The 12,038-nt window shown below is 29.6% G+C and carries 19 protein-coding genes; all 19 read right to left on the reverse strand.

The annotated features are described in order from the left end of the window. Positions 1-8: 8 nt before the first annotated feature. The 19 genes from FVE75_RS08275 to FVE75_RS08355 all read right to left on the reverse strand — a co-directional run bounded on the left by FVE75_RS08275 (position 9) and on the right by FVE75_RS08355 (position 11,558). Positions 9-296, reverse strand: a complete 288-nt coding sequence (locus FVE75_RS08275; protein WP_006803877.1) for a hypothetical protein — start codon at positions 294-296, stop codon at positions 9-11. A 114-nt stretch (positions 297-410) separates the two neighbouring features. Beyond that, positions 411-587, reverse strand: coding sequence for a hypothetical protein (locus FVE75_RS08280; RefSeq protein ID WP_021767564.1), 177 nt, complete (start codon positions 585-587; stop codon positions 411-413). A gap of 66 nt (positions 588-653) precedes the next feature. Next, the gene (locus FVE75_RS08285; RefSeq protein WP_147006029.1) at positions 654-1,334 is read right to left on the reverse strand and encodes a Rha family transcriptional regulator; all 681 of its coding nucleotides are present in this window, start codon (positions 1,332-1,334) and stop codon (positions 654-656) included. Positions 1,335-1,534: 200 nt separating this feature from the next. Then, a complete protein-coding gene (locus FVE75_RS08290) occupies positions 1,535-2,011 on the reverse strand; it encodes a nucleoside triphosphate pyrophosphohydrolase family protein (protein WP_197735182.1) in 477 nt (158 codons plus the stop codon). Then, the gene (locus tag FVE75_RS08295; RefSeq protein ID WP_147006030.1) at positions 2,011-2,697 is read right to left on the reverse strand and encodes a restriction endonuclease subunit S; all 687 of its coding nucleotides are present in this window, start codon (positions 2,695-2,697) and stop codon (positions 2,011-2,013) included. The genes FVE75_RS08290 and FVE75_RS08295 overlap by 1 nt, the downstream gene beginning before the upstream one ends. Continuing rightward, positions 2,628-3,611 carry an N-6 DNA methylase gene (locus tag FVE75_RS08300; RefSeq protein WP_147006031.1) on the reverse strand — a complete coding sequence of 328 codons (984 nt, stop codon included), beginning with the start codon at positions 3,609-3,611 and terminating at the stop codon, positions 2,628-2,630. Before FVE75_RS08300 ends, FVE75_RS08295 begins: the two co-directional genes overlap by 70 nt. 10 nt (positions 3,612-3,621) lie before the next feature. Beyond that, complete coding sequence (locus FVE75_RS08305) at positions 3,622-3,984, reverse strand: hypothetical protein (protein WP_147006032.1); 363 nt, start codon at positions 3,982-3,984, stop codon at positions 3,622-3,624. Further along, positions 3,981-4,202, reverse strand: a complete 222-nt coding sequence (locus FVE75_RS08310) for a hypothetical protein (RefSeq protein WP_147006033.1) — start codon at positions 4,200-4,202, stop codon at positions 3,981-3,983. The genes FVE75_RS08305 and FVE75_RS08310 overlap by 4 nt, the downstream gene beginning before the upstream one ends. After that, positions 4,199-4,372 carry a hypothetical protein gene (locus FVE75_RS10975; protein ID WP_172618805.1) on the reverse strand — a complete coding sequence of 58 codons (174 nt, stop codon included), beginning with the start codon at positions 4,370-4,372 and terminating at the stop codon, positions 4,199-4,201. Before FVE75_RS10975 ends, FVE75_RS08310 begins: the two co-directional genes overlap by 4 nt. Before the next feature lie 8 nt (positions 4,373-4,380). Next, positions 4,381-4,605 carry a hypothetical protein gene (locus FVE75_RS08315; RefSeq protein ID WP_147006034.1) on the reverse strand — a complete coding sequence of 75 codons (225 nt, stop codon included), beginning with the start codon at positions 4,603-4,605 and terminating at the stop codon, positions 4,381-4,383. Between the two features lie 8 nt (positions 4,606-4,613). Continuing rightward, a complete protein-coding gene (gene dcm / locus FVE75_RS08320; RefSeq protein ID WP_147006035.1) occupies positions 4,614-5,930 on the reverse strand; it encodes a DNA (cytosine-5-)-methyltransferase in 1,317 nt (438 codons plus the stop codon). Positions 5,931-5,938: 8 nt separating this feature from the next. Further along, a complete protein-coding gene (locus FVE75_RS08325) occupies positions 5,939-6,637 on the reverse strand; it encodes an ATP-binding protein (protein ID WP_232052514.1) in 699 nt (232 codons plus the stop codon). Beyond that, positions 6,591-7,406 carry a helix-turn-helix domain-containing protein gene (locus FVE75_RS08330; RefSeq protein WP_147006036.1) on the reverse strand — a complete coding sequence of 272 codons (816 nt, stop codon included), beginning with the start codon at positions 7,404-7,406 and terminating at the stop codon, positions 6,591-6,593. The genes FVE75_RS08325 and FVE75_RS08330 overlap by 47 nt, the downstream gene beginning before the upstream one ends. Positions 7,407-7,747: 341 nt before the next feature. After that, the gene (locus FVE75_RS08335) at positions 7,748-7,939 is read right to left on the reverse strand and encodes a hypothetical protein (RefSeq protein WP_147006037.1); all 192 of its coding nucleotides are present in this window, start codon (positions 7,937-7,939) and stop codon (positions 7,748-7,750) included. Between the two features lie 131 nt (positions 7,940-8,070). Continuing rightward, positions 8,071-8,352: a hypothetical protein gene (locus tag FVE75_RS08340; protein ID WP_172618806.1), complete on the reverse strand. Its 282-nt coding sequence runs from the start codon at positions 8,350-8,352 to the stop codon at positions 8,071-8,073. Positions 8,353-8,649: 297 nt separating this feature from the next. Then, positions 8,650-8,883: a hypothetical protein gene (locus FVE75_RS08345; protein WP_147006039.1), complete on the reverse strand. Its 234-nt coding sequence runs from the start codon at positions 8,881-8,883 to the stop codon at positions 8,650-8,652. Positions 8,884-8,955: 72 nt separating this feature from the next. Next, positions 8,956-9,126: a hypothetical protein gene (locus FVE75_RS10980; protein ID WP_172618807.1), complete on the reverse strand. Its 171-nt coding sequence runs from the start codon at positions 9,124-9,126 to the stop codon at positions 8,956-8,958. Between the two features lie 86 nt (positions 9,127-9,212). Further along, complete coding sequence (locus tag FVE75_RS08350; RefSeq protein ID WP_147006040.1) at positions 9,213-11,060, reverse strand: N-6 DNA methylase; 1,848 nt, start codon at positions 11,058-11,060, stop codon at positions 9,213-9,215. Positions 11,061-11,093: 33 nt separating this feature from the next. After that, on the reverse strand, positions 11,094-11,558 hold the full coding sequence (locus FVE75_RS08355; RefSeq protein ID WP_147006041.1) for a type I restriction endonuclease: 465 nt from the start codon (positions 11,556-11,558) through the stop codon (positions 11,094-11,096). Positions 11,559-12,038 lie beyond the last annotated feature (480 nt).

Below are 12,038 nucleotides of genomic sequence, written 5' to 3' on the forward strand. Positions count from 1 at the left end.
ATCCTCCATTATACTATTTTCTTTTTCTTGGCTTTTGCCACTTCGTTTTTTAAAGTTTCTCTTTCAACTACACCGTCAATTGCTCTTCCAGCTTTATAGTACTCTTCCTTGATTGTATCTAAGTAATTATATAAGGCTTCTTCCAAGTCAAACATTTTGATTCCTTTTTCTTTTGCCTTTTCCCAAATTTCTCCAAACACTTCAAAAAATTCATCTTTTGCCTTCTGCAATTCTCCATTGTGTGTGTCAAGCATTTCCTTCGCTACTTCAAATCCTAATTTTTGTTCAAAAGTCATAAATTTTCCTCCTAAAAATATTGATTTTTTGGAGTTTATACAGTATAATAAGGTTGCTAGACACTTATTATACGTGTATACTCCTTGAACTGTTATAGGTTTAAGGAGTTTTTTTTATTTCGCTTTTCTAATTGTGATTTCTTTAGTAGTTTCATCAAATTCTAGTTCAATCTGTCTATTCTCTTGAGTTACACCCATTTTATCAAGCATACTTTTAGGAACAGATAATCTAGTTGTTATACTACCAGCACCACTTTTGGAATAGGAAATATTTAAAATTCTTTTTTCCATTTTTTCCTCCTCTATAACAGTACGATATGATTATATAATATATCGTACCGTTTGTCAACTACTTTTTTAAAAAAATATTTCATCTAGCACTTCCATAGGATAAGTATTTATTAGTCCGTACTTGCTGTCTACTACTGTACCTGTTCTCAAATTTCTTTCCCTGCATATCTTAGTCGCTTTCTTTCCTATAGAAGGTGCATGATATGATTTTGGCTTTATCCCTTTTATATTAGCATAGGCTATTACTGTCAAATGGTTGCTGGTAACTTCTCTTCTTTGATTGTTTTCAAGTCTTGAAATATCTTTCTTAAACTCTTCAACGTTTTCTTCAACTGAATTTATCCTTTTCTCAACTTCAACTAGATATTGAGCATTTATCAGCAGTTGCTCTGGGATTGATAGAGTTTTTTGCTCCCTCAAAGCCTCTTTCATTTCTTCAAATTTATTAATATATGCCACATTTAATTCAAATGCTTTCGGTACTGCCGCTGAATATCCTCCAATTAATTGTGCAATTCCTTTTTCTGTAATTAAATAATTTCTATAGGTTTGTTTATTTTGCGGATGCACATATTCGCTGGCAATATAGAAGTCTGCGGAAAGTTCCGCACCCCCAAATTTTTTAATATATCCATCTATTTTTCCTAACAAATCTCTGTGATTTACTCCCAACTCTTCTGCCACTCTGTTGCTTGTTGTTACTAATACTCCATTTACATTTTCTACACTTACTTTAATTAAATCCATATCATTTTCTCCTTTTCATTCATTGGTTGTTTTTTATTTGTGAATTTATATACGAGGACTGTACTATAAATTTCAGTCATATTTCCTCCTTTGTTCTACTCTTTTTTATTTTCGCTTGCCAATACTCTATAAACTCCACAATATTTCTAGGTTTCACAGTTATTATATTTAGTTGTCATTGTCCTGTTTTAGTTTTTTTATTAAATAAACTGCTTCAAATTCGGTCTAAAATAATTTTTCCCTTTCAGAATTTTACCATCTTCCCTGAAAATCGCTTTTCCATTTTCAAGTTTTGACATATTACTTCTGTGGACTTCCTCGAATGCTTCCATAATTAGTTCATCGTTAAACCAAGTTCTTTGTTTGTAATAATCAATTACAAAAAACTGATTACCGTATACCCCTAATTCAAGTGTTGTGCCTATCGCTATGTAATACATATCACAAATAGCATCTAATTTCTCCACATCTGTTTCAGCTTCCAAAAATTCCTTTAGTTCTTCATCAAATAATTTATTTCTTAGTTTCATCCGTCCAATGCTTGTTGCTCCATATACTTCCTTGTTCAGGTACCTCTCCTGCCCAAAAGCCGCGTAGAACTCTTTGACAAGTTTTTTCATTTTTTCTAAATATCTTATATCCATTTTTCTTAAATCCAACATTTCTGCATTTGTCATTATTTAATTTCCTCCATTTTGTTAAATATCTCTTGCATGATAAATTCCTTTGCGAGTGTTGTTTTTTTAATTTCGTTTTCGATGCTATTTGAAACTATTTTAAATCCTTTGTTCAATGTTTCGAATTTCTCCATTACTTTGTCTTGAGTTTTAAGAAATGGAAGTTTTATTTCCATAAATTCAAAGTTTTGTTTTGAAATTCTCTGAACTCTTACTCCTGTCGAATTTTTGAAAACCTGTTTTCTAAAAAACTCCGAATAATTTATATAAAATGAGACATATTCAAGATTAACCACGTCTTTGAAACTTTCTTTCAAAGTTAAAAATGCAACATAGCCATTTAATGCTACTTCTTTTAATCCAGTATATAGCACAGCTCTTCCAACGTGAATCTTGTTAAATTCCTCAAGACTTACTAAAATATCATTCCTGCTCATTTTATCTGATACTTTGAATAACTCTTCTGAAATTTTGCTTTCAATGTTTTCAACAACAATATCATATTTTCTTGATACATCGCTAAAGAATATTGCTGGATATCCATTTTCAATTATATCCTTTCTTCCGAAAACGTCTTTTTTACTGTTAAAATTTATATTAAATATATCAATAAGTCTTACGGTTGCAATTCCGCAAATAGACTGAATAATTTCAATTGCTTCTCTTGTGATGTCATCGAACTGCATTTTTTATTTCCTTTCAATTGTTTTTCGAATTTATCGCATATGACCCTAACCTTTTTTATGTTTCCAAGTACATCTATATCAGCCCCTAGTTCGGATTTTAGAAATATTTCAATTTCAAGGTTTTTTTCAAAACTCCTTATCCAACCTTCGGAAATAGTTTTATTGAGTTCGTCTATATTAATTTCTTCTTTTTCGACAACTTCGTGCGGAGTTTCCCATCTGAAGTTTTCGGGAATTTCAGAAATCTCATGATGTATTTGTTTTTTTGATTTGCAGTCATATATTTCCTGTTCCAGTTCTCTTGATGTTTTTTCTTTATCTACAACAATAAAAATTACTTCTATTGTTGTATCATCAAAAGCATTTCTTATTAAGTTCAATTCAGCTAAATTATTTCCTATTAATTCCCTGAATTTTTGTTCTGTTTTTCTGTAACATACTCCAGGAAAAAGGATGTAAAATGCGAATCTTTTTGTATATTTAAGTGATTTTAAAACAAATATGTCATCAACTTTTCCACTCTTTTTCCAATCAAATTCCTTTTGTATATTCTCTTTTTCTTCATCTGTCAAACTTTTAAACTCTATTGAAAAAGGTGGATTCATTACAACGGAATCTGCTATAAAATCATTTCTATCATAGTTAAAAAAACTTTTTATCTCTAAATCTGTATTTTTGTAATTCTGTCTTGCAGTCGATACAGATTGTTCCTGAATATCTACGCCGTACACTTTGGAAGGGTTTATAAATTGTTCTAGTTGCCCACTTCCGATAGCACCATCAAATATTACAGGATTATCAATTTTGATATATTTTTTAACTTTTCTAGCCAAATACTGCCTTAATTCTGTCCCTGTGATGTATTCAGCAAGTTTTTTTGCAATTTTTCTGTTGTTGTGTTCCTTAAAGCTCAACTACTGCCTCCTATAAAATTTCTATTCTTACCCCTGCATTTTCCTTATCAACTTCATAACCTAAGAATACAGGAATGATATTTTCCATATTGTCATTCTCTATCCATTCGTTTTCCTGCATTAAATCTAACGGAAGCTGTGCAACATTCACATAGTCAAATGCCCTCTTGCTGTTTCTTATGAAATAAAATCCAATTGTGTAAGGCTTTTCTTTGCCTTCTAACATTTCCCTGAATTTTATTCCTCCTTGCCACCATTCATCGGCTGTATTTTTCTTATATCTCATTACAGTTTCTGAATTTATAAGCCTTTTACCTGTCCAACGTTTGCTGTTTTTGGAACTTGGCACATTTCCAGATATAAAAATTTTCATTCTTGCTTTCCTCTCCCTTCTTCCAGCTTAAATTTATAAAGTTCATCAAATGAATATTCCAAAGCCTTCTGCAATTTATTTTGTGGAATCTCCCAATTAAATTGCTCTATGCTTTTTACTTTTCCACGATGACTTTTTATAAATTTGAGCCATTCGTTTTTATCAGTCGTCTTTAATTCATTATTATCTATCTTTAGGCAGATAAGCGTTATTTTCATTTTATCTGTTCCATTCCTCGTTTTGTGAAGAAGTTGTTATTTCGTTCCAACTCCTTCAGAAGTTCGTTATCTTCTTGTTGCAACTCTTTTAATTTCTTTTCAATAACCTTTCTTCTTCTTAAAATTTGTTTATTTCTTTTTACTAGGTCGTTTATTCTTACTGTTTTCATCTATCCTCCTAAAATATTTCTTCCTTGAATCCATGTTTCTTTAACCATTTTCTCGAAAATTCTTTTTCTTCGTTTGTGCAGTTTGGTAAATTACATATCCCTTTGTGTACCCCTGCCCAAAAAGCCAAGTTATTTCTCGGCATATTTTTGTTATGTTTATACATAAATTCTTTTATTTTGTTCATATCGTAAGTCAATAATACCTTCTTTAATTCGTCTTGATAACTGTTCATCTATCCTCCTAAAATATTCTAATCTGTTCCGCTACAATCCCTTGTTTTCTTCTGTGTTTCTTGAAAAACAAGTTTCTAAATATTGCTTCCAAAACTGTTACTACTATGCTATTTCCTGCCTGTTTATAAAGTTGTGCATCTGAAATTCCCACAGACTTTGCGGCATAATAGTCCATATCTCTGAATCCCATTAATCGCCAACATTCAAGCGGGGTTAGTTTTCTTATTCTGTAATCATTGTTCTGTAAAATTTTAATTCCTTCTCCCTTGTTCGTTGTAAGAGTTGGACTCAAATTAGTTCTGTATACATTTCCGTTCATGCCTTTTCCACTTGGATTTATATTTACAACAAAATTATTTTCATGCCACGAACTCTTAGTTAAGGCTGGAACTATATTTTCTTTTATTCCGCCTTTGTTAAATCCGTGTCCTTTTTGCAAGATTTTAGGCTCAAGCCCACCACCTTGCATCGTATTGAGACAAGGGCTTATACCATCAGGGCTGTATACCCTTCCTGTGTGTGGATTTCCGCCGAAACTTTCGGTATTCTTTAGATTCCATACTTGTATTATGTAATTGTCTGTCGCTCTTGCTCCTGCTCTTGTTGTTATGGCGAACGCAGTATTGCAATTTTCGAGTTTTCTAGGCTTAAATCTTTCGCCTCTTATAAATCCGTTTCTGTTTTTTGTATCAGAAAAGCACTTTAGGTATTTTTCAGATAAATAATACTTGTCATCTACCTTTTCCTCTAGCAAGTCTTTCATTTTAGATTTCAGTTCGACTTGCTTTGGAAATTTATAGTGCATATTCTCAAGACTGCTAACAACAAATACACGTTCTCTGTTCTGAGGTATTCCATAATCTTTAGCGTTTAACACTTCCCAGTTTGAATAATATCCCAAACTGTTTAGAAAGCTTAGCCAACACTCAAAATCTTTTATAAACTTCTTTCCAACGAGATTTTTGACATTTTCTAGCAAAAGATACTTTGGCAATGTTCCATTCTCCTTTGCTTTCAAAAGCAATCTTTCAACTTCCAAAAGCAATCCGCTTCTTGTATCTTTATTTATTCCTTTTTGATGTCCGGCAATGCTTAAATCTTGACAGGGAAATGAATATGTAAGCAGGTCGCAATAAGGCAACTTCTCAATCTTGGAAACGTCTCCGAAGTTGTGGACTTCTCCGTGTATGGCTTCATAGCTTTTAATTGCGAACTTATCTATCTCAGAAATTCCTATAACTTCATAATCGATTCCGATATTCCTCAATGCCATCGCTTGACTTCCAACTCCTGCGAAAAGTTCTATGACTTTAATTTTTTGCATTTATCCTCCTAATATAATTCCTCAAAATCTTTTTTGTACAAATCTTTTCTTCGGCTTTCCCAGTTAAAAATATAAGTTTTGCATTTACTACGGATTCTGTCTAATAATTTATCACTACCGTTTATGTTGAAAAAACTTGATAATTGTTTGGCATCTAAATTTGTATTTACTATCAAAGGCTTGTTATTTTCATAAATAAAATTAAGAATCATAAACATTTTTTCTTTTCCCCAGTCACTTAAAAATTCGTTTCCTAGGTCATCAAAAATTATTAATTCCGCTTTTGATAATCTTTCAAACAAAAAATCATCATTTTCATTTTCAAAACTTTTATAGCTTTTTCTGATTTCTTCCAGCAAATCAGATAACGTTATTTTATAAACAAGGTGTTTTTGATTCAAGGCATTCATTATGCAGGTTGTATAATAAGTTTTGCCAGTTCCAGGATTACCGCTCATTAATATTCCAAGCCCTTTTTGTTTGATTGTTTCAAAGTTTTTGCAATATTTCTCAAATGACTTTTTATATTCAATTTCTTCAGGCGTTTTAACTTCTGCATTTTCAAATCTTTTATGCCAATCCTGTTCCGTTAGTTTTGATAAACTCATATATTTGTAGATTTCTTGCTGTTTAAATATACCGGCTGGTATGTATTCGGTATTAATTCCAGTCATCGAATCCCTTTGAGTAGTCTGGCTTATAATCATTGTGCTTGTCAAACCCCTTTTTTTCAGTATTTCCTGTATAGTTTCTCTTATTCCCTGTGTTTGCATTATTATTTCCTCCTAAACTGTTTTTGTAATTTTCTACCCATTCAGCTGTTGCTGTCCTCCATTCCCTTGTTTCCATTATTTCTAAAGCTTCTTTTAAGTCGCTATATAATGGAAATTCTTTTATCAGAGCTTTTAGCGGGCTTATTGTTTTTAATGATTTCCTTATTTCCTTACGATATTTTATAAATTTAAAAAGCAGTTGCTTATAGTTCTCATCTTTTTCTAATGACATCACATAACACTCAATATTGTTTAATTTTTCTTTTTTATATTTTTCTTTATATTGGGTATTTTTAATTGGGTCTTTTTCTATGGGTCTTTTTAGATTTACATTTTTGTCACTATCGGAAGTGACACCAGTGTCACCTAGGGAAGTGACATCCTTGTCACTATCATTTTTGTCATTATCAATTTTGTCACTATTAGAATTAGCATTTTTTAAATAATAAATATTTGTCTGATTAAATCTTCTTCTCTTTTCAATTAATCCTTTTTCTTCCAGTTTTTTGATATATCTTATAACTGTTCTTTTATCTTTTCCAATTATTTCAGCCAATTTTTCTATGCTCGGAAAACATTTTCCTTCGTTATCTGCAAATCTAGCTAGTATCATATACATTGATTTTACTTCAAATGATAAATCTGTTCTGTCTATAAGTTCGTTTTCAATCCAAAACCAACCTCTTTTTCTTATATCTCTCATATTTATTCTTCCTTTATTTTTTATTTTGACTTTTCCATAATTTGTGATATAATATAATCACTCTGGGGTAACCCCTAAGGGAACTTATTCAAAATATAAAACAAAACGATGACAAATTGGGCTGGATTTTTCCAGTCTTTTTTGTTATAATTGTTCTACGCGAGTTTCATCGGCTCGCAATATTTTGAATAAGGAGGTAGTGAGATGGTAGATTTCATTGCGATATTTATTCTTTTTGTAATTATTTATTACAGCTTGAATAGATAGGACATGAATTTCACCTCTACTCCTCTACCCTTAGGGGTTTTTGCACTTCATTTGAAGTGTTTTTTTATTACTTTTCAATTTTCTTTTCTACTTTCAATTAAATTAGATAAATTCTTTATATTGAAATTCGGCACAAAATTTCCACTCATTGTGTTATATGCCCAATTTATCTCTTCCTGCGTATATCCCATTTTTCTTAATTCGAGAAAAGAGCCAAATAGCTGTGCTAAAAAATCTATCCCTTCTTCAAATTTTTTATTGTCCATTTAATACTCCTTTATTTCGTTTTTACCCCCTTTTGAGTTATAATAATATCGCCAAATAAAATTAAATACACAAGAAAGGAGGTGTTATTATGCTTATTCCTAAAAATTTATTTGATGTAACAAAATTATTTTTATTTTATTTGTTCAAAAAAGGTTATGATAAAACTTTCAAAAAGAACTCCAAATAAAACATAAAATATTAGAAAAGGCAGTATTTCATATATTGTCTTTTTTATTTTGTCTTCATATTTAAAATATATTACACTAGCCGTTATATATCCGATGCCTATTAATATATTTTGAATATTTAATCCGTTTTTTATTACTTTAAATGCTTGGTAAGCACATAATATGAAAATAAAATTAGATTTGTCTATTTTATATTTCATCTCACACCTCCTTCCTTTTCTCATTTTATAATCCCTCCACTTTGTGCTATAATTTATTCGCCAAAACAAATTATCAAGAAGAAGGGAGGTTTATAGTTATGTATAAAGTTTATGCTTGTCTACTTGGACAATGGACTGAACTTACTGAAGATTATCAAATTGGATATAATAATCAGTTTTTTTCTCCATATAATTGGGCTAAAGATTGATATATCAAAAATACTCATGATTTTATTGAAAACAGTTTTTATGATATGCCAATTGTCCAAATTATCCATAAAGATAAAACATATTTTTTAAGTCCGGTACATATTCAAATTGCTATAGAAGAATAGTTCCTTTAGAATTTCTATAATAGTCTTTTATTTTTTTCAGAAACTCATCTTCTGTAACTTCAACGTCAAAGGTGAGTTTCTCTTTTTTTTCTTTAAAATATTTTTCAATAGATTTTACTACTTCCTTAAATTCTAATTCCGTAAGCCCTTTTAATGCTTCTATTCCAGTTATCACTTTATCAGTTTCTATTTCTCCTTGTGCAGGTAAACGCACTCTCATCAAGACACCTCCTTTCTTTTTTTGGATTTTTATATTTTCTTGCATTAATGCAATATAATTCGCACAAAAAAATTAAAAGTCTCTTATTATTTTTTCAACTTTTTCGATTATTTCTGTATTATTATTTTTTATAGCCAACCTCAATCCCCAATCAGAATATCCTATTTTCTTTCGTATATCTTTCCAAAAAATCTTTTTCTCAATCATTTTCATTCTGATTTGTGTATATTTATCAATTTCCATTTCTTCACCACCTCTATTTTATGATAACATATTTCTTGCGTTATTGCAAGAATATTTTTTTAAAAAAAGAAGCCTTTTACAACTTCTTATTTTACGAAAAATTTGTTCAATATATTTTTTTCTGCCTCTTTTTTAATTGTTTGATTTCTTCTTCTTTTTACTAAGTTCTTCCTCTTTTTTATAAATTCATTTACAATATTATTCTGCTCTTTCAAATCAGGTAATGGTATTTTTATTTTTTTTATATCATCGTTATCCAAATGTAAAATATTTGCTCCTTTTGCAAATTTTGCTAATTCATTTTTTAAAGGAAAATTTAGAGATAAAGTTAAAAATTTGGGATTTATTACTTTTTTATTGTTTACTCTTATTATATTTATATCTCCACCTATCCTGATTTCATCTTTCAAAATACATCTAGCTATTGCTATGCCTTCGGAATCAGCAGTAGTTGTAGATGGTATTAAAATATCATCTTTTAGAGAACGTTTGCCTTCGTTATAATCTGTTTTACTTGTTATTTCTGTTATGAAAGGGCTTTCGTATTTTGTGTAAAGCTCTCCATATAAAATGCATTCGTATTCTCCTGTTTCACTTATTTTGTTTTTATTTAATTTTTCTCCTTTTGAAAATTCTATTATTTTTTGTTCTTCTAATTCTGAAAGAGAAACCATTTTGTGTTTATAGTTGTCAATTTCTTGTTCTATATACTGGTTAGGTAAAAAAATATAATTGTTCTCTTTTAATTTTTCTTTATATAAAATTTTGAAATTCAGTCTTTTTAATTTTTCTATTTCATCAACATTTAAATTATTTGAAGATAATAATACATCAATATCATTATTACCTTCTATTTTTTTTCTAGCCTTATCCAAGGTATAACCATCGTTTTTTATATCAAAAAACCATATGTGTTTGTTAGTTTGTTTCTTTTTCCCAACTATCAAAATGTTACTTTTAACATTCGCATCGCTGAACGCTTGTCTTGGTAGAGAAATTATACTTTTTAAATCGTATTTTTCTGTTAATTCTTGCCTTAATGTTCTGTATGCTTTTTGTTGTTTATTAAAAAGAATTCCTTCTGGCACAATTATAGCGGCTCTGGAATTTTCATTTTCAGAATTAAGCGCATCTATAGAATGCAATACCCCACAAATCTCAGCAGAAACACCATTATATCCGTATTGTGATAAATAATTTGTTTTCATTTTACTTCCAAAAGGTATATTTGTTATTACTACATCATACTTATTGGTTTGTTTTTTCTCATAACTATCTTGCCTCAAAATGTTTGAGTGTCCATCACCCGCTAAAATCATATTCATTTTAGCTATTCTATACATTGTAGAAAATTCACCACCATATATTGTTTCATTCTTTAGCTGTTTGATGGTGTTTTGGTTCAACGGTGTTCTTTTTTTCATATATTTAAAAGATTCTATAAGCATTCCACCTGTTCCACAAAATCCATCATATACTTTTTCTCCAAATTTAGGATTTAACAATTTAACCATTGTTTTCACAATGTGTCTTGGTGTAAAATATTCCCCAAAATCAGTTTCAGCACCTCCATAACTTCTTAAAAAAAATTCAAAGGCTTCACCTTTTATATCTGCATTCGTATCAGAAAGCCATAAGTCATCCAAAGAATCTATGATAGAATTTAATATATTTTCTTTGCCTTCCAGAACATCTATTTTGGACAAAACTTCTCCTCCGTAAGATTTTTTAAAATAATCAAAAGCCTGTTTATTAAGAAAATCTAACAAATCTAGCCCCTTTTTCTCTTTAAAATTATTCCACAAGTACTGCTTCGGAGGTACGGTAACGATTTCATCTTTTAGCTCCGCTAATTCACTAATCACTTTTAGAAACAACATATTTGTAAACAAATGTATTCTTGGAAGACCATTTGTAACTCCTGAATCTCTCAAATCATTATTTATTGATTTAAAAATATTGATTAATTATTGGCGAGATGTTATAACTCTTTTATCTTGAGTATTGTAAATATTGTCGTTTAAGAAGTTCAATAAAGTTGAATGCGATAAAAGTTCATCTACCTCTTCCCCATTTAAATATAGAGGTTTTTGCTTTTTCATATGGTGTGTTTTAGTATAAATTCCATCCGTTACAAAAACTATAGGAGCATTTATTTTTTCGGCATAATTCATAGCTTGACTTTGTGCTTTCTCCAAATTTTCAAATGGTCTTTTTGCTTCTATTACTGCTAAAGGTTCATCTGTCTTTTCTTTATACAAAACATAATCTGGCTTTTTCCCTTTTAGTTTATTTTTTTGTTTAGTTGTTTTTACTCTTTGTTTATATACATTGCATTCGTTCATATCCTGAGGATTATCATTCCATTTTAAATTTTTTAATTCGTTATCAATATAAGTTTCTACATCTCTTTCGTTTAATTGTGTAAACATCTTTATAAATTCCTTCCTGTATATACCTACACATTTTTTTGCATAGTTTTTTTATATTTCACACAACTAACCCCTTTTTTTACCTTAATTAACAGCTATTTTTTAATTCGAAATTTTTAAAACACATTTTTTATCTCTCAAATCCTGTTTATTCCGCTAATTTTTTTGTCAAATATTTTTTTTAAAATTTTGAAATAACTAAATTCAATAAATCAAATCGTCCGTTGGAAAATAATCATTTTCTTCAAAAAATTTTAAACCCTCTTTAGTCCAATCGCCATTTTTATCATAATATTTTATCCATTCGTCCTCCACCTCTTATAAATTTTACTAAATTATATCATATCTCAAAGAAAAATAAAAGTATAAAAAAAAGAGTTATTTTGTGGTCAAAACAACTCTACATTTAATTTAAAATATTATAATTTTAGCCTATATCGACTTCTATTTAAGAAATCATTGATATAGTACGTTCCACGT

The organism is Leptotrichia hongkongensis (assembly GCF_007990635.1).
Classification (GTDB): Bacteria; Fusobacteriota; Fusobacteriia; order Fusobacteriales; family Leptotrichiaceae; genus Leptotrichia; species Leptotrichia hongkongensis.